The organism is Hoyosella altamirensis (assembly GCF_014191505.1).
GTDB lineage: Bacteria > Actinomycetota > Actinomycetes > Mycobacteriales > Mycobacteriaceae > Hoyosella > Hoyosella altamirensis.
Map to the genome: position 1 here is coordinate 745990 of NZ_JACHWS010000001.1, position 23268 is coordinate 769257.

Genomic DNA, 23268 nt, shown 5'->3' on the forward strand with positions numbered 1-23268 from the left:
ACCGGCCGTCGGTGGGATTATTACGGCTATGACCTTCGAGCAGACGGCTCACACCTTTGACGAGGCAGCCCTTCACGAGACAGAGAAGACGAACCCGAACCCTGGTGACACGCGTCTGTGGGTGGAACGCACCGGCGTACGGCGCTACACCGGCCGCAGTTCCCGTGGAGCGGAAGTGCTGGTCGGCTCCGTTTCTGACGAGGGAGCCTTTACTCCCGGGGAGTTGCTGAAGATCGCGCTTGCCGCGTGTTCGGGCCTCGCGTCAGACCAGCCGCTGTCACGCCGTCTTGGCGAGACCTACGATGCGAAGATCTACGTGTCTGGGGCACCGGATCGGGAAAGCGAGGTGTATCCAGTTCTCGACGAGGTACTCGAGCTCGACCTGAGTGAACTCGACGCGGATGCGCAGGAGCGGCTCATCCTTGTCGTGGAGCGTGCGATCGATCGCACCTGCACCGTGGGCCGTACGCTGAAAGCTGGAACACAGGTGCGGCTTGCGATCGAGGGGGAGTCGTGACGGGGGCAGGCAAGCTCGGTGGAGGTGCTCCGCGGCGGTCCCGGAAACCCAGCTCCCGTCGGACGGACGCCTTCCGTCCCCGCGAGCTGCGCACGGCAATCGGAGCTTTCGGTAACCGGAGTGCAGCGCGGATTCGCGCAGCGGGACGACAGGCCGCAAGCCAGCCTGCCGTCACCAAGCGCGTGACGACCAAACGGGTGACGGCGAGACAGTTCACGACCCCTGAGGTTCGAACCCCTGCGGTGGACTTCGCCGGTATGCGAATCCCGGGCGTGAATGTGCCGCCCATCAAGACCGAGCCAGTGCGCGTGTCGGCGTTCCGCATTCCGTCCGTCCGCATCTCGCCGATCCGAATCTCGACGATCCGGTTCGAGGAGTTGAGCTTTCCGGCAATTACCATCCCGGCGTCGCGAATCGGGAAGGTGCACCTGCCTGAGGTGCGCATTCCAAGCGTAACGATCAAAGCTGGCGGTCTGACGCCTCTGCGCCTCCCACGGATCATTTTCGACAAGAATGAATAGTTCCGCAGATCCAGGCACAACTCGCGAGCGCGATGAGGTCCGGGTGTCACGGTTGCGGGTATGTGCCATATTCGCGGTGAATGGTCTGTTCATCGGTGTGTGGGCAGGCCTGTTGCCGTCACTTCGCGATCACTTCCGCACCGACGCACGCGGGATTGCCGTACTCCTGATGGTCGCGGGCATCTGTGCGGTGATCGCGATGCAGATCGCTGGCCGCTGGGCGGACCGCCGAGGTGCTAAAAAGATCACTCTGGCGGCCGTCCCCATCATGGCAATCGGGATGTGTGCGGTGGCGGCCGCGCCGTCATACGGTGTCCTGGTGGCGGCCGCAGCCGTATTCGGCGTCGGCAACGGGATGATGGACGTCGCAATGAACGCCGTTGGCGTGCACGTGGAGGCCCGGCACAAGCGCCCGACGATGAGCCTGTTCCACGCGTTCTTCTCGATCGGGGCGCTGGCCGGAGCAGGCATCGTCCTTGGCTCTGCGGTGCTCACCGGCGGTCTGCGAACGGTCATCGTTGTTTCGAGTCTCGCCAGCGTCGTCATCGCGGTTGCGGGAACGATGGCTGTCGCAAAACGTCTTCCACAGTCTCAGGTGACCACCGCATCGATGAGCGGTCCACGGCGGATTCCGGCGGCTGCCTGGCTGCTCGGCGTCATCGCCCTGTGTTTTGGGATGACTGAGGGGACCGCGATGGACTGGTCCTCGATACACGTCACCGACGTCACCAACGTGTCACCAGGTATCGGCGCGCTGGGAGTGGTGTGCGTAAGTGGAGCGATGATCATTGTCCGGCTGTTAGGTGACCCCCTGTGTGCACGATTCGGCCGCACCGCCATTGTGCGGGGCGGGGCGATAGTCGCCGCGGCAGGTTTCACCGTGACGGTCATTAGTGACGACCTGCCCGTGGTGCTGGCGGCCTGGCTGGTTGTCGGACTGGGTGTCGGCATCATCAACCCGCAGATCTATGCGGTGGCTGGGCACCTCGGTGGGGGCCGCACCCTCGCTGTGGTCGTAGGGTTTGGCTACACGGCTTTCCTCATCGGACCTGCGATTATCGGGTCTCTCATCGCGGTAGTTGGCATTCAGAACGCGATGATGCTGCCCATCGGTCTCGCTGTGGTCGTTCTCATTCTCGCGCTGTGGATGCCCACGGCAGGTCCTGCAAAGGGCGGCCAACGGAAGCGAGACGTTCACGGCCGAGAGCAACACGCCCCAATATCTCGCTGAATTCCCGGTGAACCGCGTGATACTGAAGGCGTGGTTCGACTGACAGCGTGGGTGCACGGCACGGTGCAGGGCGTGGGTTTCCGATGGTGGACCCGGGCGCGCGCACTGGAACTAGGCCTTTCGGGGCACGCCACAAATCACCGTGATGGGCGCGTGCATGTTGTCGCGGAGGGTCCGCGAGACCAATGCGAGAAACTGCTGGCACTGCTGAACTCCGGCGAGACACCGGGCAAAGTGACGCTCGTGGTGGAAAGCTGGGAAGACGCGCGCGGTGAACTCTCAGGGTTTGAGGAGCGGTAACTCGGGTGCACCTCAAATCGCTCACACTCAAGGGATTCAAGTCCTTCGCCTCCGCCACAACGCTGAAGTTCGAGCCGGGCATTACGTGTGTTGTCGGGCCGAACGGCTCGGGGAAGTCGAATGTGGTTGATGCCCTCGCATGGGTGATGGGGGAGCAGGGCGCGAAAGCGCTGCGTGGCGGCAAGATGGACGACGTCATCTTCGCGGGCACAGTCGGACGGCAGGCACTCGGCCGCGCCGAAGTGACGCTCACTATCGACAACACCGATGGCGCACTGCCAATCGACTACACGGAAGTCTCCGTCACCCGCCGCGTCTTCCGGGATGGCGCAAGCGAGTACGAAATCAACGGGTCGAGCTGCCGCCTGATGGATATTCAGGAGTTGCTGAGCGACTCCGGAATCGGGCGCGAAATGCACGTCATCGTGGGCCAGGGTCAGCTCGCGCAAATCCTCGAATCGCGTCCCGACGATCTCCGCGCCTATGTCGAAGAGGCAGCGGGTGTGCTGAAGCACCGGCGCCGCAAGGAGAAGGCGCTCCGCAAGCTTGACGCGATGCAGGCGAATCTCGCGCGGCTCAGCGACCTCACAACTGAACTGCGGCGTCAACTGAAGCCACTCGCGCGCCAGGCCGATGTCGCCCGCCGCGCCCAGGTGATCCAGGCGGAGTTGCGCGACGCGAAGCTGCGCCTCGCTGCCGACGATCTCGTCCAGCGGCGCTCTGAGCTGCATGATCAGCAACTCAATGAACAACGTGCGCGTGAGCAGGCCGAGAGGGTACGGGCAGAGCTCGATGCGGTCCAGCGGGAAGAACGCGCACTTACCGCAGGCGCGGAAACTCTCGGTCCGCAAGCCGACGAGGCATCTCAGGTGTGGTTCCGGCTGTCGGCGACTGCGGAACGCGTCAGCGCGACGACACAGGTCGCGCGCGAGCGTGCGCGTCACCTCGAAACAGCGGCAGTCGAGCATCGCGGTCAGGATCCTGACGCGCTTGAGTCGCAAGCCGAGAGGATCGCGGCGCAGGAGGCGGAACTGGCCGAGGCTGTGGAGATGGCTGCAGCCGCACTCGAAACCGTGCGCGACGAACTCGCTCACTGCGAAAGTGAGGCGACAGACGCGGAACGTGAGCATCTCGCCGCCGTTCGTGCCGTCGCAGACCGGCGGGAAGGTCTGGCTCGTCTCGCAGGCAAGGTCGAGAATCTCCGGACACGTGCTGAATCCTTCGACAGCGAAATTGCGCGGCTCGACGACCGGATCGCGTCTGCGGTCGAGCGTCAGCAGGAAGTGGAAGCTGCACACGAGGCGGCTCAGGGCAAACTGGCTGACCTCGAGCAGACAGAGGCGAAACTCGACCAGCAATATGAGCGCGCTGCCGCCGCGCTCGACAAGGCGAATCGGCGCGTCACCGAACTGCGGGAGGCTGAACGCGCCGCCGGCCACGATGTCGTGTCACTCCAAGCGCGTATCGACACACTAGCGGCGGGGCTGAACCGCAGTGACGGGGCGGAGTTCCTGCTGCAGCAACCCGGGATCAGCGGGCGCGTGACCGATCTCATCCGCCCCGCTGAGGGTTGCGAAACTGCCATCGCCGCCGCGCTCGGGCTTGCCGCTGATGCTGTGGTCAGCAACTCCGGTGAGGCGGCGGAATCCGCGATCGAGGCGCTCCGCCAGGAGGGCGGCGCCCGCGCCGTCGTCGCGGTCGCGGGCCCGGATGCCGCTGAGAACACCGGCACGGCGGACACTGAGCGCCCAGTTCTGCCGACAGGCGTGGTCTGGGCCGAGGATCGTCTCGAGGCAGATGCACGGATCCGAACCGCGGTCCGCAGTCGACTCCGGGATGTGGCGATTGCCGACAACCTCCGTGTCGCTACCGCCGCGGCGAAGGCCCTGGCCTCGGTACGGCTCGTGACCAAGGACGGTGAGCTGGTCGGAGCAGGCTGGATCGAGGGCGGCACCGGACGCGGCCCCTCAGCTCTCGAGGTGCAGGCCGAGATCGAAACACTGACGTCCCGGCTCGTCGCTTCTCGGCATACTGCCGAGGAACTCGGTGCTGCTCTTGCTGGGGCCGTGGACGAGCACGATGCCCGGCGCACAGCGGCGACAGAAACATTTTCGTCGCTGACCACCTCTGACGCCGAGATAGCGCAGGTCCAGGAAGAGCTGGCGCGCTACGGCCACGAGGTGCGGGTGATGGCCGCGAAGCACGAGAATCTGACCCAGCAGCGTGTGCGGACGGAATCGGAACACGCGGAGCTAATGGCTGCCCTGACTGACCATGAGTCGCGTTTGCGGCGCGCGCAAAGTGAAGGGGAAGAGCAGCCTGCCGAGGATGGAACGAGTGAGCGGCGCGAGGCCGCAGCCCGTTCGCTCGCGGCGGCCCGTTCAGCTGAGGTTGAGGCACGGCTTGCGGTACGTACCGCGGAGGAGAGAGCTGGCGCAGTGCGCGGTAAAGCGGACAGTTTGCGCCGCGCCGCCAAGGCTGAACGCGAAGCGCGGGCCCGCGCAGAGTCTGCCCAGCGCGCGCGCCGCGCCGCGGCCCATGTCGCTGCTGCTGTCGCGGAGTGCGGTGAACTCGTTGCGGCCCGTCTATCCAGCGCGGTGGCGGAGGCGGCAGCGAAGCGCGACATGCTCGCGCGCGCCCGGGACGAACACGTCGCCGCCCTGCACTCAGTTCGTGGCCGCGTACAGAACTTGTCGGCGGAACTGGCGCGGCTGACAGATGCGGTGCACCGCGACGAAGTCGCACGCGCGGAAGCAGCGCTGCGGATGGAACAACTTGAAGAGGCGGCGCTCGAGCAGTTCGGCGTCGCCGCGGAAAACCTGATCGATGAGTACGGGCCGCACGTCGCGCTCCCGCCGTCGCCGCTCGAAATGCAGGAGTACGAACAAGCGAAAGAACGCGGCGAGCAGGTCAGCTCACCGCAGCCGATGCCGTTTGATCGTGCCGCTCAGCAGCGTCGTCTCAAGGCAGCGGAACGGGATCTCGCGACCCTCGGTAAGGTCAATCCGCTCGCGCTAGAGGAATTCGCCGCGCTCGAAGAGCGATACAACTTCCTTTCCACCCAGCTCGAGGATGTGCGCTCGGCGCGCAAGGACCTACTCGGAGTTGTCGCAGATGTCGACAATCGCATTTTGCAGCTCTTCACCGACGCTTACGAAGACGTGGAGCGCGAGTTCCGTACCGTGTTCGCGACACTCTTCCCAGGCGGGGACGGGCGTCTGGTCCTGACGGCTCCCGAAGACATGCTGACCACCGGTATCGAAGTTGAAGCGCGCCCGCCCGGCAAGAAGGTGAAGCGGCTGTCACTCCTTTCAGGGGGTGAAAAGTCGCTAACCGCGGTCGCGATGCTCGTCGCGATTTTCCGGGCGCGCCCGTCGCCGTTCTATGTGATGGACGAAGTCGAAGCTGCCCTGGACGACACCAACCTGCGGCGTCTGATCAAGCTCTTCGAAGAGTTGCGCGCGACGTCACAGCTGATCGTCATCACACACCAGAAACCTACGATGGAAGTCGCCGACGCACTGTACGGCGTGAGCATGCGCGGCGACGGCATCACCGCGGTGATCTCGCAACGATTGCGTGGACAGAATCTCGGGTCCGGTCAGACTCTCGACGCCGTGCCGGCCGCGGCTGCGGGGTAGACCGCACGCGGTCACGACACAAATCGGCTGCGGGCCTGCCCTACGGATGATATCTGTGGCAAGGTATGCCAGAGTTGCGTGCATGAGGACGCCGGAATCAGGTTCTCGTCCGCCGTCTCCTGACGGTGACGAGAGCGAACGACCGCCTGAGGGCAGCGATCGGTTCGCCGAATGGCGCACCCGCAGCCTCGCTCGGGCGCGGGAGATGGACAAATTCGCAGCTGAACCGCCGGTCAACACCGACCGGTTCTTGACAGTCCCGAACATGCTGAGCTTGCTGCGACTTGCGGCCGTCCCACTGTTCCTGGTCCTTTTGCTCGTGTACGAGGCGGATGGCTGGGCGCTCGTCGTGCTCGTCGTCAGCGGCATCAGCGACTGGCTCGATGGGAAGCTCGCCCGACTGCTCAACCAGGTGTCGCGCTACGGGGCCCTTCTCGACCCGATCGCGGACCGGCTGTTCATGGTCGTTATTCCGATAGCGTTCGCAATGCGCGACTTCATTCCGTGGTGGGTTGTGCTGCTCCTCGTCGGTCGCGACCTCGTCCTCACGGTGATGGTGCCAGTCGTCCGGTCCCGGGGTGTGGAGGCGCTGCCAGTCACCTATCTCGGCAAAGCAGCGACTTTCGCCCTCATGTACGCCTTCCCAGTGATCCTTGCGGCGCAGGGGGACTGGGCGCTCGCGCAGATCATGGAGCCGACCGGCATCGCTATGCTGATCTGGGGGATGTTCCTGTACATGTGGACGATGGTGCTTTACCTGATCCAGGTGGGCCTCGTCGTCCGGCATCTGCCGAAAGTCTGAGGGAAGCGCATACAAATCGCGCACACAAATCGGGGGCCATGGTGACTCAGCCAGGGAGCCGCGACCGGGTTCCGTCGCTTCTGCGTTCGCTGCTTTACGACCATCTTGACCCTGGCTATGCGGCTGCTGCCCGCAAGCGAGTCGATGCGGGCACGCGTTCCCCACGCGCACGCAGGATTGCCGCGGTGTGGCTGGTCAGCGGTGCCCTGCTGGTCGGTATGTCGTTGGGCCTCGCGCGTGGTTTTGCGGAAGAGCGCGCGCCGGACGCTGACCAGGTGCGGGCGAGCCTGCAGGCAGAAATCCGGTCGGCGCAGGCGAGGTCGCGCGAGCTTGCGCTTCAGCGCGACGCACTCGCCGCGGAAGCTGCCGCGGCGCGATCCCAGGCACTCGCTCTCGATGCTCCAGGGCAGGCGCTCCTGTCGACGCTGCACCGCGCGGAGAATGCCGCGGGCTCAGTACCTGTCAGTGGGCCCGGGCTCATGGTGATGATCACCGAGCCGCCGGGCCAGCGCGACCTCTCTGGCGCGTCCCGGCCGACAGGGCAGCGGAACACCATTCTCGACCGTGATCTGCAGATCGTCGTGAATGCTCTCTGGCAGGCAGGAGCGGAAGCGGTCGCAGTGGGTGATGTGCGTGTCGGTCCCGGAGTGGCGATCCGTCAGGCGGGCAGCGCCATCCTGGTTGACAACCGTGTCGCAGCCGATTCATCCGGAACGTACGTCATCTCTGCGGTCGGTGATCGGCGCGAGATGCAATCGAGGTTCATCGCAAGTGGCGCGTATATCCGGATGTCGGGGATCAGCCAGCTTTACGGCGCGGCTTTCACCGTCCGGGAGGAATCCGAGATTACTTTGCCTGCAGCGCCGGTACGCGAAGTCCGGTCAGCCGTGCGATTGGGTACCGAGGGCAGTGGTATCGAAGAAGAGGGGGAACCGTGATCGGTATTGTTGCCTTGCTCGCTGGAGTGGTGCTCGGCGTGTATTTGAGCCCCGACATTCCAGTGTATTTACAGCCGTATCTGCCGATCGCTGTGGTCGCGGCGCTTGATGCGCTTTTCGGTGGTTTGCGCGCATATTTCGAGGGTATTTTCGACTCGAAGGTGTTCGTCGTGTCGTTCATCTTCAATGTAACTGTCGCGTCGTTGCTCGTTTTCCTCGGCGATCTGCTCGGGGTGGGAACGCAGTTGTCCACGGCTGTGCTTGTGGTTCTCGGCATTCGTATCTTCGGCAACGCTGCAGCGATCAGGCGGGGGGTGTTTGGTGCCTGACAAACCGAAACGGGCCGACGCGCCGCAGCGCGGGGCACGCACCTTGATCTTCACCGTGCTTGTCGCGGCGCTGTGCGGTCTTCTCGGCCTCGCGATCGCGACTCAAGTCCGGACGACGACCTCTGACGATGTCCTGGGTGGGATGCGTTCGCCTGAACTGCTCTCTCTGCTCGAACAGCTGAACGCGCGGGAGGCGGCGATGCGGAATGAGATCGATACGCTTGAGGACACGCTAGCGGGGATTCTCGCGTCTGGAACTGACAATCAGGCGGCGATCGCTGAGGCACAGGCTCAGCTCGACGTCCTCGCGATTCAGATCGGATCTGTGGCGGCGCGGGGGCCCGGTGTGGTGCTCACGGTGCGTGATCCGAACCGTGCGATTGGCCCGGAGGTGCTGCTCGATCAGGTGCAGGAGCTTCGCGCTGCTGGCGCCGAGGCGATCCAGGTCGCAGGAAGTGGGGAGTCTTCGGGCGGGCCAGTCCGGATCGGTGTAGATTCCTGGTTCGGTGGAACCGGAGGTGCGATTGTCGCCGACGGCGAAACTCTTGCTGGGCCGTATGTGATTAGTGCTATTGGTGATCCGCCAACTTTGGAGGCTGCGCTGAACATTCCCGGCGGAGCGATTGATACCGTTGCCCGAAGTGGTGGACGCTTGACCATCCAGAAGTTTGACGAAGTAGAAGTGACCGCCTTGCGGGAATTGCGTGATCCTCAATACGCTCAGCCGGGTGGTTAGCTCTCCGCGACGAAACGCAGAGACACAATGAAGTCAATATCAACGTTGTGGTTGTGGACGGAAGGAAAACTCAGTGAGTGAGGCGGCTATCCCTGACGATCTGCGCTATACCCGTGAACACGAATGGGTGCAGCGGACAGGGGACACCCGAGTGCGAATCGGGATCACTGACTACGCGCAGAAGCAGCTTGACGACGTTGTTTTTGTCCAGTTGCCTAAGTCGGGCGCGGCGGTCACGGCTGGCGAGCCACTTGGCGAGGTTGAGTCGACGAAAAGCGTGTCGGACATATTCTCGCCGATCAGCGGTCGTGTCATCGCGGTGAACGACCAGCTCAGCAACCGCCCAGAGCTGGTAAATGCGTCGCCTTACCGCGAGGGATGGCTGGTTGAGCTGGAGGTGGCGGATAGCGCTCACCTCGAATCCGCTCTTGGCGAAACGCTCGACGCGGCCGGATACCGCGAGATCATCACGGACTAGCCGTCAGCCCCAGTATTGTTGGTGTTGGGTTGCTGCCCGGAGCGGTGAAAGATCAGCCAAGAGACCCGACACGCTGTGCCTGAGAGGGTACGGTCGGTTGTAGCGTTGGCGGGTCACTGAATCGGGACATCAATACCGGCTTGGACGGGTCAGCTAACGGTCGGGGATAGATTGCGACTGTGGCTGCGGAAGCGACATCCGCTGCGACAGAGCAGATAGAAAGAGGAGATACGGTGAGCGAGAACCAGGACAATCCGGCGTTCGAAGGAGCGTCGGCGGAAACCACATCGGTGTTCCGCGCGGATTTTCTGCGCGAGCTCGATGCGGCGAGCCAGGCACCTGAGCCTCAGGTTTCGGGGATCGAAAGCCTGCCTGCAGGTTCCGCGCTGCTCGTCGTCAAGCGTGGGCCCAATGCTGGCTCGCGTTTCCTCCTAGACGAGGCTACGACGTCGGCCGGCCGTCATCCTGATAGCGACATTTTTCTTGATGATGTGACCGTGAGTCGCCGGCACGCCGAGTTCAGGCGTGAGAACGGCGCGTTCCAGGTCGTCGATGTCGGGAGTCTCAACGGCACGTACGTAAACCGTGAGCCGGTTGACTCAGCGGTGCTCGCCAATGGCGACGAGGTACAGATCGGCAAGTTCCGGCTCGTTTTCCTCGCGGGACCGAAGTCAGTTGGGAAGGACGAGCACGCGGCAGGTGCAGGTAGCCAGTGACAGCAGCAGGGCACCCGCTTTCGGGGGGGAGCATGTCGATCGGGTCTGTACTCGATCAGCTTCGCCCCGATTTCCCTGATGTGACGATCTCAAAGATCCGTTTTCTCGAAGCTGAGGGCTTGATCAGTCCGCAGCGGACACCGTCGGGGTATCGCCGGTTCTCGTCAGCTGACTGCGATCGGTTGCGGTTCGTGCTGACGGCACAGCGTGATCACTACTTGCCTCTGAAGGTTATTCGTGAACAGTTAGATGCCATCGACCATGGCTCAACGCACGAGGGCCCCGTCGTCAAGCTGCCGAGGACCTTCGCATCGACAAGCGATGCATTCGCGAACGACAACTCGACGGGGCGGATAAGCCGGGAAGTTCTATGTGAGCGCAGCGGAGTCGACGATCAGTTCGTCGGTGATCTCGTCTCCGCAGGCTTTGTGGTTCCCGGCAATGCGGGGTACTTCGACGCTGACGCGGTGCTGCTCGTGAAGACCGCATGGGCACTGTCGGAGTTCGGTTTGGATATCCGGCACCTTCGGTCACTTCGCATGGCAGCCGACCGCCAGGCGGCGCTGCTGGCGCAGATTGCGGGGCCTGTCGCCAAAGGAAGGGAAGCCGGCGCTCGTGACCGTGCCGAGGAACTCGTCCGTGAGCTCGGTTCCCTCATCGTTACAGCGCATGGTGCGTTGCTGAAAGCCTCGGTACGTGAAGAGCTCAAAACATAGGCTGGCTGTCGCCGGCCGGTTTGTGGGACGTGCAGAGATCGATATGTCAGACAAGCGGTGTTCTCAGTGATTCCCATAGACTGGAAGTGCACACTCCGTTCCTTTCAGCGGTCGCAGTCGAGAGGCGGTCACCATGGGTGAGGTTCGTGTGGTCGGGATACGTGTGGAACAACCGCAGAACCAGCCAGTACTCCTTCTCCGGGAGGTTGATGGCGACCGCTACCTGCCGATCTGGATTGGCCAGGCAGAGGCCACCTCAATCGCACTGGAGCAGCAAGGGGTCGTGCCCGCCCGTCCACTCACGCATGACCTGTTCCGCGATGTACTTGCTGCGCTAGGGCACGCGCTGAAGGAAGTCCGGATCGTGGATCTGCAAGAAGGCACGTTCTACGCCGAGATGCTCTTCGACGGCGAGATTCGCGTTTCCGCCCGTCCTTCTGATTCTGTTGCGATCGCTTTGCGTATTGGTGTGCCTATTTACGCTGAAGAATCCGTCCTGGAGGAGGCCGGGCTCGTCATTCCCGATGAGAGGGAAGATGAAGTCGAGAAGTTCAAAGAGTTCCTCGACTCGGTTTCGCCGGACGATTTCAAGTCCACGGAGGGCTGACTTCCCGTCGTTGTGCACCAATTCGTCACGAAACAATCTCAACCTTGGATCGAGAGTTATAAATTTCGGAGTGTTGTGTGACGAAATTGTGGGCGGACTCATAGCGTTCGGATTGGCGAGGCGCGAACGTGGGCCGCGCCTCAGGGCGGTATCCTGAACAGGACCACCCTGATGGAGCCCAAACGGGTTTCACGGTTTCCGTTTCTTGGTCGCTGCGAACAGTGGCGATCTGTGGTGCGGAACGGGCGAAAGGGAGATTTCCGTGGCCGAAGAACAGCAGGGGCAGGGGAGCAGCGACGCTTCCTCAGCAGGCGGTCCCGTGGCGGTTGATGTGTCGCCGGGCGTCGTCCAGCCGGGCCTTTTCCCGGACGATTCCGTACCTGACGACCTCGAAGGCTATCGAGTGCCTATCGCATGTCAGGTGGCTGGTATCACCTACCGTCAGCTCGACTACTGGGCGCGCACCGGGCTGGTGCAGCCGACGATAAGGAATGCGGCCGGTTCGGGCAGTCAGCGGCTGTACTCATTCAAGGACATTCTTGTTCTGAAGATTGTGAAACGACTTCTCGATACGGGGATTTCGCTGCAGAACATCCGGGTAGCGGTGGAACATCTCCGCAAGCGTGGAGTGGAGGATCTTGCGAATATCACCCTCTTCTCCGACGGGGCAACGGTTTACGAGTGCACGTCACCCGAGGAAGTCGTTGATTTACTGCAGGGCGGGCAAGGTGTATTCGGCATCGCGGTGAGTGGCGCAATGCGTGAACTCACCGGCAAGATTGCGGAGTTCCCGGCGGAACGCGCCGATGAGGCCGAGGCGTTGCCGTTGCACGACGAACTTGCCACACGGCGCCGTAACCGGACCCGGAAGATCGGCTAGTACTGCTTGCTCCAGTTCGCACGGCAGCCGGGAGCGGGCTAGACTCGTGATGCGCCGATGCCGTGCGGGAGAGTCCCATCCTCAAGTGATGGGCGCCGAAGGAGCAACACCTCTCCGACAATCTCTCAGGCACAAGGACCGTACGTGCTGCGGCGCCTCTGGAAAGTGGTGGTGAGCCACCCGCCCACGGGGAAAAGCCCAGCGAGACATCCAGTCGTCGCCGCCGAATCTCTCAGGCGCCCATTGTGGCAGCGACAGAGGGGGAGGACCGAAAGCGGATGCGCGCTTCATATATGAGCGTCCACCGCCCGGCCTGAGGGGTGCTCCATGATCGACTCCACTGATCGAGGTTTCGCTGACCGCCACATCGGCATCGACGATGAGGCGCTGAACCACATCCTGCATGTCATCGGTGTTTCTTCCCTCGACGAACTCGCCGCGCGCGCAGTGCCCGAGGCCATCCTCGACTCGGCTGTAGATGCCAATGGCGAGATGTTTCGCGGTGCAAGCGAATACGAGGTACATAGCGAACTCCGCGCGCTGGCCGCGCAGAACACGCTCACGACGTCGATGATCGGCCTTGGTTACTACAGCACACTCACGCCGCCGGTGCTGGTGCGTAATATCCTGGAGAATCCTGCCTGGTACACCGCTTACACGCCCTACCAGCCTGAAATCAGCCAGGGGCGTCTCGAGGCTCTGCTGAACTTCCAGACCATGGTCGCTGACCTCACTGGGATGGACATTGCCAACGCGTCCCTTCTCGATGAAGCGACCGCAGCAGCCGAAGCGATGACCATGTTGCGCCGGGCATCGAAGTCAAAATCTCCGCGGTTCGTTGTGGACAGTGATGTGTTCCCGCAGACAATGGCCATCCTGCATACACGTGCTGAGCCGCTCGGTATCGACGTGCTCACCCATGACCTGTCCGGCGGGCTTCCTGAAGGCGACTTCTACGGCGTCCTGGTACAGCAGCCCAGTGCGAGTGGACGAATCGCGGACTGGACCGGTTTGTTTACCGAAGCACATGACCGCGGTGCGCTGGTCGCGGCTGGAGCTGATCTGCTCGCCGCGACACTGGTTACCCCTCCTGGCGAGATGGGGGCCGACGTGGTTTTCGGTACCTCCCAGCGTTTCGGTGTACCCATGGGTTTCGGGGGACCCCATGCCGGTTTCCTCGCCGCCCGTGCAGCTTTCGCGCGCCAGCTTCCTGGCCGGCTAGTCGGGGTGTCCAAGGACGCGGATGGCAAAATCGCCTACCGGCTCGCGCTGCAAACCCGTGAACAGCACATTCGTCGTGAAAGAGCCACATCTAACATTTGCACCGCTCAGGTTCTGCTCGCTGTGATGGCCGCGATGTACGCGTCGTACCATGGCCCGGACGGTCTGAAGCGGATCGCATCTCGGGTTGCCGGGTACGCGCAGGCGCTGGCTACGGAGCTAGGCAATGCTGGGATAGACGTGGTCCACGACGCGTTCTTCGACACTGTTCTTGTTCGCGTACCGGGCCGTGCGCACGAGATCTGGGAGAATGCCCGGTCCCGGGGCCTCACACTGTGGGTGGCCGACGCCGACCATGTCAGCATCGCGTGTGATGAAGCGACCACCACCGACCACATTGCCGGTGTACTCGCTGCCTTCGGCGTGCCGGCGCCTGCGGGGCGCGGCAGGCCGCGTTCTGCGATCCCGGGCGAATTGCAGCGCACCAGCAGCTATCTCAGCCATCCCGCGTTTCACCGCTACCGCACGGAAACCGCGATGCTCCGTTACCTGCGCGCACTAGCAGATAAAGACATCGCGCTTGACCGCAGCATGATTCCGCTGGGTTCCTGCACGATGAAGCTCAACGCCACCGCCGAGATGGAGCCGATCACCTGGCCTGAGTTCTCTGGCCTGCACCCCTTCGCGCCGAACGACGATTCCGTCGGAAGCCGAAAGCTGATCAGCGACCTCGAACAGTGGCTCGCCGACATGACAGGTTACGACCGCGTCAGCTTGCAGCCCAACGCGGGGAGCCAGGGAGAACTCGCAGGCCTCCTCGCCATTCGCGGCTATCACCGCAGCCGCGGCGATCTCCAGCGGGACGTCTGCCTCATCCCGTCGAGCGCGCACGGCACGAACGCGGCCTCTGCCGTGATGGCCGGTATGCGGGTTGTCGTCGTGAAATGCCGCGACAACGGGGACGTCGACCTTGACGATTTGCGCGCCAAGGTCAGTGAGCATGCTGAGCGGCTCGCGGCCATCATGATCACGTACCCGTCGACGCACGGTGTGTACGAACACGACATTGTCGAACTCTGCGATGCGGTGCACGAGGCAGGAGGCCAGGTTTACGTCGACGGCGCAAACCTCAACGCGCTTGTCGGTGTCGCTCGTCCCGGCAGCTTCGGGGGCGACGTCAGTCACCTCAACTTGCACAAAACCTTCTGCATCCCGCACGGCGGTGGGGGACCAGGTGTGGGCCCGGTGGCGGTGCGCGCGCACCTCGCGGAATTTCTCCCCGGGCATCCCCTCGCACCTGAACTCGGGGATGGCCCGGTGATTTCCGCTGCCCCGTATGGCTCTGCCTCAATCCTGCCGATTACGTGGGCGTACATCAGGATGATGGGGACGCAGGGGCTGCGCCGGGCGACACTGACGGCGATCGCCTCGGCGAACTACCTCGCTCGACGACTCGACGAATACTTCCCGGTCCTCTACACCGGCGAGAACGGCATGGTCGCACACGAATGCATCGTCGACGTCCGTCAGCTCACCAAGACGACCGGCGTGACAATTGACGACGTGGCGAAGCGTCTCGCTGACTACGGCTTCCACGCGCCCACGATGAGCTTTCCCGTGCCGGGCACGCTGATGGTGGAACCCACGGAAAGTGAAAGCATCGAGGAACTGGATGCGTTCTGTGCCGCGATGATCGCGATCCGCAGGGAAATCGATCGTGTGGGTGCTGGTGAGTGGCCAGTGGAGGACAATCCGCTGCGCGGCGCTCCGCACACCGCCGAATGCCTGGTCGGTGACTGGCCGCATCCGTATTCGCGCGAGATCGCCGTCTACCCGGCCGGTATCGGCGCTCGGCACAAAGTGTGGCCTGCGGTGCGGCGCATCGACGGTGCGTACGGTGACCGGAACCTCGTCTGCTCATGCCCGCCACTCGAGGCCTACAGCTGAGCTGGCCTCGCCGGTCTCAGGGCGCCGACCGCAACTCCAGTATCGGAATTTCTGGTGGGGCACCCACACGCACCGGAGGTCCCCACGCTCCCGCCCCGCTGGTTGTGTAAAGCGTGGTCGCCCCGACCCGGTCTAGGCCCACGAGTGCGGTGTCGTGCACAGCCTGGACGGCGTAGTGAAACGGCCAGATCTGGCCGCCATGCGTATGCCCGGAAATCTGGAAGTCGACTCCGCGTTCGGCGGCTTCGCCAGAGTGCAGGGGCTGGTGTGCCAGCAGCATCACGAAACCAGTGGGATCGCGACCCTCGAGAGCCGCCGCCATGTCCGCCGGGTCCGGCTCGGGAGCGTCGTAGTCGTGCACCCCGGCGATGTCGATTTCCTCGTCACCAAGCGAAATCGTCGCATGCTCGTTGCGCAGGACGGTGATTCCCAGGGATTCCCAGTAGTCCAGCCAGGCGTTGACGTCGTCCGAGTAGTACTCGTGGTTGCCGCTGACCGCGAAGATGCCGAGCGGGGCCTCGAGTTCGGCTAGCGAAGCAATATCGGCACCTACTTTGTCGACCGTCCCGTCGATGAGGTCACCGGTCATGACAATGAGGTCGGGGTCCTGTTCGTTGATCAGATCGACGACTTTCTGCGTGAACCCTGCACCGAGCGAAGGTCCAACGTGAAGGTCAGCGACGACAGCGACGCGGATGCCATCGAACTCGGCGGGCAGCCCTTCGAGGTCGACGACAGTTGTTGTGACACGAGGATTCAGAGCAGCGACAGCACCATAGGTGGTGGCCGCGACCGCTCCTACGACCATCACTATCCCCGTCACCCGCACGAAGTTGCGCCGCCGGACGTCGCCCGGGCGGGCAGCCCGAATCCGAATGATGCGGCCGGTGAGCAGCATGACACCGATGAGAACTGTTCCGAGCACGAGATAGAAGACGACGGCAAGCCATGTCATGCCGATGTAGCCGAGCGGGCGCGCCCAGGACGTCGCGAAGTATGTGCCGCTGCCGAAACCAATTACTGCGAGAAGCCAGCCCGTCGTCAGGACGACCCCAGCCAGCAGGGCGCCGCGCGGGCCAGTCTCACTCGCCCGCACCAGCCGCCGGTAAAGCCAGAAGTGCACAAGACCGAGGAACACGCCAACCACACTGATGAAAATCAGCACAGCACACTCCTAAGTAAAGCGGTCGACGCGAAAGGGTGGGCGCGGAGGACCGCACCCACCCTTTCACAGCCTAAGCCTCGGTCAGGCGAGCCTATCGGCGCGAACTATTTGTTCGCGGCCTTGAACTCGCGGCGGCGGCGGTGCAGGATCGGCTCGGTGTAGCCGCTGGGCTGCTTTCCGCCTTCGATGATCAGCTCAGTGGCGGCTTCGAAGGCGATGTTGCCATCGAAGTTCGGTGCCATTGGCTTGTAAGCCGGATCGCCTGCATTCTGGCGGTCCACGACCTCAGCCATGCGCTTAAGCGACTCCATCACCTGGTCCTTGGTGATGATGTCATGGCGCAGCCAGTTCGCCAGCGTCTGGCTTGCGATGCGCAGGGTGGCCCGGTCCTCCATGAGCGCAACATCGTTGATGTCAGGCACCTTGGAGCAGCCGACACCGTGGTCGATCCAGCGGACCACGTAGCCGAGGATCGACTGGCAGTTGTTGTCCACTTCACGCTGCACTGTCTGCGGTTCCCAGGAGGCCGCATCCGCAGCGACAGGGATGGTCAGCAGATCATCGATGCTGGCCGGCGTGCGCTCCTTGAGCTCAGCCTGACGCGCGAAGACATCCACCTGGTGGTAGTGCATCGCGTGCAGCGTAGCTGCGGTGGGTGAGGGCACCCACGCGGTGCTCGCACCGGCCTTCGGCTGACCGATCTTCTGCTCGACCATGCCGGCCATCAGCTCAGTCATCGCCCACATGCCCTTACCGATCTGCGCGTGGCCGGGCAAACCAGTGGCCAGACCCACGTCGACGTTCGCGTCCTCGTAGGCGTTGAACCATTTCTGCGACTTCTGATCAGCCTTAGGCACGAACGGACCCGCCTCCATTGAGGTGTGGATCTCGTCGCCGGTGCGGTCGAGGAAGCCGGTGTTGATGAACACCACACGTTCCTGAGCAGCCTCGATGCATGCCTTGAGGTTCACCGTGGTCCGGCGCTCCTCGTCCATGATGCCGACCTTCAGCGTGTTCTCCGGCAGGTCGAGGATTTGCTCGACGCGGCGGAAGAGTTCGACGGTGAACGCGACCTCTTCGGGGCCATGCATCTTGGGCTTCACGATGTACAGCGAGCCCGTCCGGCTGTTTTTGAGCGGGTAGGCACCGCGGAGGCTGTGCAGGCCGATCAGCGACGTGATGAGACCGTCGAGGATCCCCTCAGGCACCTCGTTGCCGTCAGCGTCGAGGATAGCGTCGGACGTCATCAGGTGGCCGACGTTACGCACGAACAGCAGGGAGCGCCCGGGCAGCGTCAGGGTGCGGCCATCGGGGGTGGTGTACTCACGGTCCGGATTCATCGTCCGGGTGAAGGTCTTACCGCCCTTGCTGACCTCCTCCGAGAGGTCGCCTTTCATCAGGCCCAGCCAGTTCGTGTACCCGATGACCTTGTCGTCAGCATCGACCGCGGCGACAGAGTCTTCGAAGTCCATGATCGTGGTGATCGCGGATTCGAGGACAACATCTTTCACTCCGGCCGGATCGGTCTTGCCGACCGGGCTTGCGGGGTCGATCTGGATTTCGGCGTGCAGACCATGATGCTTGACCAGGATCGCCGACGGCGCGTCGACATCCCCCTGGTAGCCCGACAGTGTCGCACCCGAGGCCAGCCCTGTCGTGGAGCCATCAGCGAGCGTGACCTGAAGATGGTTGTTGGCGATCGCATACTTCGTGCTGCCCGTGTGAGAACCCTGGGCGAGAGGTGCCGCGTCGTCGAGAACTTTGCGCGCATACGCGATCACCTTGTCGCCGCGCACCTTGTTGTAGCTGGTGCCCTTCTCAGCGCCGCCATCCTCGGGGATGACGTCGGTGCCATACAGCGCGTCGTAGAGCGAGCCCCAGCGTGCGTTCGCGGCGTTGATCGCGAAGCGCGCGTTCAGAACCGGCACAACGAGCTGCGGGCCGGCCATCTCCGCGATCTCCTCGTCAACCCCAGAAGTGGTGGCGTGGAAATCGGCAGGCTCGGGCTGCAGGTATCCGATATCAGACAGGAAGGACTTGTAGGCGGCTAGATCGAAGTCGCCACCGTTCTCGCCGTGCCATGCATCGATCTTTCCCTGAAGCTCGTCACGCTTGGCGAGGAGTTCCTTGTTCGTGGGGATGAGATCGGTGAATACGGACTCTGCTCCGGCCCAGAACGCTTCGGCATCAACGCCGGTGCCGGGTATGGCCTCGTTCACCACGAAGTCGTACAGAACCTCGGCAACCTGCAGGTTGCCGACGGTCACGCGCTCAGTCATTCATCGCCTCACTTCTATGAATTCGTTCCACGCACACCAACGGCACTGCGAGTGCCGTGGCGCACAGGGCTGCCCGAAGCACCACCAAGGGTACCTGCAGGGGTTCCTGCGTCACTGGTCAGCCTTGGGGGTGGTCTCGAGGTCAGCTAATACGTTCCGGCAGCGCTGAAGCAGCCGCGTCCGGAGTGGTTGTGCTGCCTTACTTAGCGCTATTTGCCCCCGCACATATTCCGCGCGGCCGGCTGGAGTCTCAATCTGTACGGGAGGGTACCCGAACTCAGTCAAATCATAAGGGCTTGCGCGCATGTCTAGCGCACGCGCTTCCAGGGCGAGTTCAAAACAATCCATCAGCAGTTCAGAATCAGTGATCGGGAGCAGCTTGTAGCACCACTTGTAGAGGTCCATAGTGGCGTGGACGCAGCCGGGCTGTTCTCGCACGAGCTGATCGTCGCGCGTGAGCGGCAGCACGTTCTTCGGTGCTGCCGCGGGCGTGAAGAAGCGGAACGCGTCGTAGTGGGTGCACTTGAGTTGCTGCGCTTCGACGACCTCATTCGTGCCGGTGTGGCCGAGCCGCAGCGGCACCCCCGCATGCCGGATGTCCTCGGGCGTGCTCCGGTACACCATCGCCCACTCGTGCAGCCCGAAACACCCGAGCACAGGCTCCTTGCTCTCAGTGTTCGCCAGAAGCCGTGCGACAAATGTCAGCGTCCTTACCCGGCGCGCCACGTGGTCCGGGGAAACCGACGTGCCCTCGGACGTGCTGTGGTAGCCGCGCAGCGCGGCGTATTCCGCCGCGTCGCGCAGCGCGACGCCGTGTCCTGGGTGCCAGCGCCGGAGTTGCGCGGGCCGCAGGCTGTAATAGGTGAACAGGAAGTCCATGACCGGATGCCGCTCGCCTCGCGCCTGCCGCTCCATGTGCGGCGTGAGAAGAGCATCCGCGCGTGCATGATGCGCTGCCTGACGCGGGCGCCACTGCTGCGCTGTCAGAGTCGTCATCATCTCCGGTGGGTGCTGTCGCGGACACGTCCAACGAATTCCTCGAGAAGGTCCTCAAGCGCGACGATACCGACCGTGCGGCCGGTTGACGTCACCACCTTGCCGAGGTGACTGCTGTCAAGGCGGAGCGCGGCGAGCGCCTCATCGAGCGGTGTGTTGCCTGGAATAGAGGGCAGCGGCCGGATCAATTCCCGCGGGATCACCGTCGCCGGTCCGGCGGATTCGTCGATCACCGCGTCGAGAGCATCTTTCAGATGCAGATACCCGACATACTCGCCCGCCTCATCGGCGATCGGGTACCGCGAGAACCCCGTATCTGCGACCGCCTTCTCGATCGCACCGAGTGTCGTCCCACCGTGCTGCAGCGGGAGGCCACGGACACGGCTCACCGGGATGAGGACGTCTGCGACGGTGCGGCCCGCGGTCCGCAAAGTCCGGGTGAGTCTGCGGTGCTCGTCCTCATCCAGCAAACCTTCGGACCGTGACTCGCGAATCATGTCAGCGAGTTCACGGACAGAAACTGCCGAGTCCAGCTCGTCACGCGGCTCCACACCGAAGAGCCGCAGCGTCTTGTTCGCGAGGAAGTTGTACAGCGTGATGAGAGGGCTCATCAGGCGAGTGGCGAACACATGCGCCGGAACCAGGAGCATCGCGGTACGTTCCGGCCCCGCGATGGCAATGTTCTTCGGCACCATTTCCCCCACGAGAATATGCAGGACCACCACTATCGCCAGGGCGATCGTGAAAGCGATGGGGTGCAGCAGGACACCAGGAACGCCGACCGCTTCGAGCGGTGTTTCGATGAGATGCGCTATCGCCGGCTCAGCGACCCGGCCCAAAAGGATCGAGCAGATCGTGATGCCGAGTTGTGCGCCCGCGAGCATCCGTGAGAGCTGCTCACCGGCGCGGATGACCGTCTGGGCACGTTTGTGGCCCTGCTCGTCGAGAGCCTCGAGCCGGTCGCGGCGCGCGGAAATCAAAGCGAACTCAGCCCCGACGAAAAATCCGTTGCCAAGCAGCAGGAGAACCATCAGGCCGATGGCGAACAGGTCACCCATGGCTCATCTCCTCACTGTTCTCGGGGTGATGTGATTCCGGAATTCGGCTGATGGTGACACGGTCGATCCGGCGGCCTTCCATCCGGAGGACGATGGCTTCCCACAGTTCCGGAGCATCGTCGAAACCGTCGCTGGATCGACTCCGGTCTGACGCGGGAAGGATGACGCGATCACCCTCGTCCGGGATCCGGCCAAGCGCGGTGAGCACTAGACCCCCGAGTGTTTCGTAGTCACCATCAGGTGCGTTGTAGCCGGTAGCGGCTTCCACCTCATCGACCCGGAGCAGTCCGGAAAGATCCCATCCCGCGCTTGTCTCCGAGATCTCGGCTTCGGTGTCGTCGTGCTCATCGCGTACGTCACCGAAGATTTCCTCGATCAGGTCTTCCATGGTGACGACGCCGGCGGTGCCGCCGTACTCGTCGACGACGAGCGCGATCTGCAGCCCATGCGAGCGGATGCGGTCCATGAGCGCGTCCCCATCGAGTGACGAGGGAACAACGGGGACCTTTTGCAGAAGCCGTGACACCGGTGTCACTGTTCGGTCCGCGGGAGCCACCGTGAACGCTTCCTTGACGTGAACGACGCCGATCGTGTCATCGAGGTCGCCACCGGTCACCGGGAAACGTGAATGGCCAGTGCGCCGTGCGGCGCTCAACAGATCCGCGACGGTGTCCTCCCGGGCAAGTGATTCGATTTTCACCCGAGGTGTCATGAGGTCTTCGGCAGTAAGTTCACCAAACTTGAGGGAGCGGTCGACGAGAGTCGCGGTCGCCTCGTCGAGGGAGCCATGAACAGCGGAGTTGCGCACGAGTGCAATCAGCTCCTCGGGCGACCGCGCCGACCTAAGCTCATCTGCAGGTTCGATTCCCAGGCGGCGCACCATCGTGTTCGCCGTACCGTTCAGGCCTGTGATTGCCGCTTTGAACAGAAACGAGAAGCCCGCCTGGAAACCGGCTGTCGCCCGGGCTGTGGGCAGCGGGCGGGAGATAGCGAGGTTCTTCGGAACCAGCTCACCGAACACCATCGACAGTGACGTCGCGAGAATGAGCGCAATGGCGAGCGAGAGCCCACCAACGGCAGATTCGGGAACGCCGATGAGGGTGAGGACGGGCAGAACGAACTGCGCGAGCACAGGTTCTGCAAGATAACCCGTGATGAGGGTGGTCAATGTGATGCCGAGTTGCGCTCCGGAAAGCTGGAACGAGAGCGTCCGGTGGGCGTGCTGTACCTGGCGGGCCCGCAAATCTCCCTCACGGGCATGCGCATCGACAACGGTGCGTTCAAGTGCAGTGAGCGAGAATTCGGCTGCGACGAACATCGCGGTGCCCGCGGTTAGTGCGATAAACCCGAGCAGGCTGGCGATGGGAATCAGAACTGAAAGCAGAACGTCCACTACGCGGCGCCTGAAGTCGGGGCCGTTGTTTCGGTGGCGTCAATAAGAGTTGCGGAGGGGCAGGCGGGATGGCGCGGGGATAGGCCGGGTTTGCGACCCGGCTTCCTAGAGGACCCCGGAGCGGGATCGTCTGGTGAGCCTTCGCCACTGTGTGCGCCGTTTTCAGCGCTCGCGAGCGGTTGATCGGGTGCCTCGGGCACCGTCGTCCTTTCTGTTGGACACGGGCCTGCTCGGGAAGAGCCGCCGTGCCATTTCCTGAAAATGGAGGTGCGACTACTTTACCGGCGAAACGGCCGAAATGGGGACTTCGGGGCGCGAGGCTGAGAGCGAACGCACACTACCGCGGCAGGGGGCACAGGTGCCAGCGCGCGGCATTCCAGATCGGGAATACCTGCGCGGTGGTGGCTTCGGGATGGTCGCGCTGAGTGAATTCGACCAGGTCATTGACGGTGTTGTCCGACGATTGCGTTAGCACGCACGCCTTGAGCGCGATTTTTCCGGTCTCTGTGAACCCGATGTCCCGCGCGAACGAGCCCATCCGCTGTTCCTCGGTGATGAAGCCGTCGAGGTCCGCGGCCCAGCGATTGAACCCGTCCTGGGTTTCGAAGTCGCAGGTCTCGCCGAAGAACTCTGCGCAAGTCTGCTGGCGTCCGTCAATGGCGTAAGTGGGGTTATCCTGCGCCTGTTCCGTCGTTTCCGAGCGATCGATGAAGATGAAAAAAAGTACAGCCCCAATAACAACAGCAACAATCGCCGCGACGATACCGGCCAGCAAACCCTTCATGCCCCTCACCTTA

Annotated in this window: 21 protein-coding genes and 1 riboswitch; of the genes, 15 read left to right on the forward strand and 6 right to left on the reverse strand. The window is 63.2% G+C overall.

The features are described from left to right. The first annotated feature begins 28 nt into the window (after window positions 1-28). The 15 genes from FHU29_RS03605 (at window position 29) to gcvP (ending at window position 15580) form a co-directional block, all read left to right on the forward strand. Entirely contained in the window at window positions 29-517 is a 489-nt protein-coding gene (locus tag FHU29_RS03605) for an OsmC family protein (RefSeq protein ID WP_064440200.1), read from the forward strand. After that, the gene (locus FHU29_RS03610; RefSeq protein ID WP_064440201.1) at window positions 514-1038 is read left to right on the forward strand and encodes a hypothetical protein; all 525 of its coding nucleotides are present in this window, start codon (window positions 514-516) and stop codon (window positions 1036-1038) included. Before FHU29_RS03605 ends, FHU29_RS03610 begins: the two co-directional genes overlap by 4 nt. Further along, window positions 1031-2269 (forward strand): MFS transporter, encoded by a 1239-nt coding sequence (locus tag FHU29_RS03615; RefSeq protein ID WP_221194673.1) that lies wholly within the window; start codon window positions 1031-1033, stop codon window positions 2267-2269. Before FHU29_RS03610 ends, FHU29_RS03615 begins: the two co-directional genes overlap by 8 nt. Before the next feature lie 30 nt (window positions 2270-2299). After that, window positions 2300-2569 (forward strand): acylphosphatase, encoded by a 270-nt coding sequence (locus tag FHU29_RS03620; protein ID WP_064440203.1) that lies wholly within the window; start codon window positions 2300-2302, stop codon window positions 2567-2569. Window positions 2570-2574: 5 nt separating this feature from the next. Then, entirely contained in the window at window positions 2575-6210 is a 3636-nt protein-coding gene (smc, locus tag FHU29_RS03625; RefSeq protein WP_064440204.1) for a chromosome segregation protein SMC, read from the forward strand. 205 nt (window positions 6211-6415) lie between these two features. Next, complete coding sequence (locus FHU29_RS03630) at window positions 6416-7012, forward strand: CDP-alcohol phosphatidyltransferase family protein (protein WP_064440348.1); 597 nt, start codon at window positions 6416-6418, stop codon at window positions 7010-7012. A gap of 38 nt (window positions 7013-7050) precedes the next feature. Further along, a complete protein-coding gene (locus tag FHU29_RS03635; protein WP_064440205.1) occupies window positions 7051-7950 on the forward strand; it encodes a DUF881 domain-containing protein in 900 nt (299 codons plus the stop codon). Beyond that, a complete protein-coding gene (locus FHU29_RS03640) occupies window positions 7947-8279 on the forward strand; it encodes a small basic family protein (protein WP_013807936.1) in 333 nt (110 codons plus the stop codon). The genes FHU29_RS03635 and FHU29_RS03640 overlap by 4 nt, the downstream gene beginning before the upstream one ends. Continuing rightward, window positions 8272-9015: a DUF881 domain-containing protein gene (locus FHU29_RS03645; protein ID WP_064440207.1), complete on the forward strand. Its 744-nt coding sequence runs from the start codon at window positions 8272-8274 to the stop codon at window positions 9013-9015. The genes FHU29_RS03640 and FHU29_RS03645 overlap by 8 nt, the downstream gene beginning before the upstream one ends. Window positions 9016-9088: 73 nt before the next feature. After that, a complete protein-coding gene (gene gcvH, locus FHU29_RS03650; RefSeq protein WP_064440208.1) occupies window positions 9089-9493 on the forward strand; it encodes a glycine cleavage system protein GcvH in 405 nt (134 codons plus the stop codon). 233 nt (window positions 9494-9726) lie between these two features. After that, the gene (gene odhI, locus FHU29_RS03655) at window positions 9727-10209 is read left to right on the forward strand and encodes an oxoglutarate dehydrogenase inhibitor Odhl (RefSeq protein ID WP_064440209.1); all 483 of its coding nucleotides are present in this window, start codon (window positions 9727-9729) and stop codon (window positions 10207-10209) included. Window positions 10210-10241: 32 nt separating this feature from the next. Further along, a complete protein-coding gene (gene ftsR / locus FHU29_RS03660; RefSeq protein WP_064440210.1) occupies window positions 10242-10925 on the forward strand; it encodes a transcriptional regulator FtsR in 684 nt (227 codons plus the stop codon). A 133-nt stretch (window positions 10926-11058) separates the two neighbouring features. Further along, the gene (locus FHU29_RS03665) at window positions 11059-11532 is read left to right on the forward strand and encodes a bifunctional nuclease family protein (RefSeq protein WP_064440211.1); all 474 of its coding nucleotides are present in this window, start codon (window positions 11059-11061) and stop codon (window positions 11530-11532) included. A gap of 319 nt (window positions 11533-11851) precedes the next feature. Beyond that, window positions 11852-12412 (forward strand): MerR family transcriptional regulator, encoded by a 561-nt coding sequence (locus FHU29_RS03670; RefSeq protein ID WP_064440349.1) that lies wholly within the window; start codon window positions 11852-11854, stop codon window positions 12410-12412. Between the two features lie 55 nt (window positions 12413-12467). After that, window positions 12468-12563, forward strand: a riboswitch (glycine riboswitch). Window positions 12564-12739: 176 nt separating this feature from the next. Continuing rightward, the gene (gcvP, locus tag FHU29_RS03675; RefSeq protein ID WP_064440212.1) at window positions 12740-15580 is read left to right on the forward strand and encodes an aminomethyl-transferring glycine dehydrogenase; all 2841 of its coding nucleotides are present in this window, start codon (window positions 12740-12742) and stop codon (window positions 15578-15580) included. 16 nt (window positions 15581-15596) lie between these two features. Here gcvP and FHU29_RS03680 read toward each other — a convergent pair whose 3' ends face one another. The 6 genes from FHU29_RS03680 to FHU29_RS03705 form a co-directional block, all read right to left on the reverse strand. Then, complete coding sequence (locus FHU29_RS03680; RefSeq protein WP_064440350.1) at window positions 15597-16742, reverse strand: metallophosphoesterase; 1146 nt, start codon at window positions 16740-16742, stop codon at window positions 15597-15599. A gap of 107 nt (window positions 16743-16849) precedes the next feature. After that, entirely contained in the window at window positions 16850-19024 is a 2175-nt protein-coding gene (locus tag FHU29_RS03685; RefSeq protein WP_064440213.1) for a malate synthase G, read from the reverse strand. Window positions 19025-19135: 111 nt separating this feature from the next. Beyond that, window positions 19136-20020, reverse strand: coding sequence for a hypothetical protein (locus FHU29_RS03690; protein ID WP_064440214.1), 885 nt, complete (start codon window positions 20018-20020; stop codon window positions 19136-19138). Next, complete coding sequence (locus FHU29_RS03695) at window positions 20020-21078, reverse strand: hemolysin family protein (RefSeq protein ID WP_064440215.1); 1059 nt, start codon at window positions 21076-21078, stop codon at window positions 20020-20022. The genes FHU29_RS03690 and FHU29_RS03695 overlap by 1 nt, the downstream gene beginning before the upstream one ends. Beyond that, window positions 21071-22471: a hemolysin family protein gene (locus FHU29_RS03700; protein ID WP_064440216.1), complete on the reverse strand. Its 1401-nt coding sequence runs from the start codon at window positions 22469-22471 to the stop codon at window positions 21071-21073. Before FHU29_RS03700 ends, FHU29_RS03695 begins: the two co-directional genes overlap by 8 nt. Before the next feature lie 337 nt (window positions 22472-22808). Next, window positions 22809-23255: a hypothetical protein gene (locus tag FHU29_RS03705; RefSeq protein ID WP_064440217.1), complete on the reverse strand. Its 447-nt coding sequence runs from the start codon at window positions 23253-23255 to the stop codon at window positions 22809-22811. Window positions 23256-23268: the final 13 nt, after the last annotated feature.

Excerpts from the sequence above, each read along its gene's own strand:
- FHU29_RS03605 (WP_064440200.1), top strand. The coding sequence starts at position 29 with ATGACCTTCGAGCAGACGGCTCACACCTTTGACGAGGCAGCCCTTCAC.
- FHU29_RS03615 (WP_221194673.1), top strand. The coding sequence starts at position 1,031 with ATGAATAGTTCCGCAGATCCAGGCACAACTCGCGAGCGCGATGAGGTC.
- FHU29_RS03630 (WP_064440348.1), top strand. The coding sequence starts at position 6,416 with ATGGACAAATTCGCAGCTGAACCGCCGGTCAACACCGACCGGTTCTTG.
- FHU29_RS03635 (WP_064440205.1), top strand. The coding sequence starts at position 7,051 with ATGGTGACTCAGCCAGGGAGCCGCGACCGGGTTCCGTCGCTTCTGCGT.
- ftsR (WP_064440210.1), top strand. The coding sequence starts at position 10,242 with ATGTCGATCGGGTCTGTACTCGATCAGCTTCGCCCCGATTTCCCTGAT.
- FHU29_RS03665 (WP_064440211.1), top strand. The coding sequence starts at position 11,059 with ATGGGTGAGGTTCGTGTGGTCGGGATACGTGTGGAACAACCGCAGAAC.
- gcvP (WP_064440212.1), top strand. The coding sequence starts at position 12,740 with ATGATCGACTCCACTGATCGAGGTTTCGCTGACCGCCACATCGGCATC.
- FHU29_RS03685 (WP_064440213.1), bottom strand. The coding sequence starts at position 19,024 with ATGACTGAGCGCGTGACCGTCGGCAACCTGCAGGTTGCCGAGGTTCTG.
- FHU29_RS03690 (WP_064440214.1), bottom strand. The coding sequence starts at position 20,020 with ATGACGACTCTGACAGCGCAGCAGTGGCGCCCGCGTCAGGCAGCGCAT.
- FHU29_RS03695 (WP_064440215.1), bottom strand. The coding sequence starts at position 21,078 with ATGGGTGACCTGTTCGCCATCGGCCTGATGGTTCTCCTGCTGCTTGGC.
- FHU29_RS03705 (WP_064440217.1), bottom strand. The coding sequence starts at position 23,255 with ATGAAGGGTTTGCTGGCCGGTATCGTCGCGGCGATTGTTGCTGTTGTT.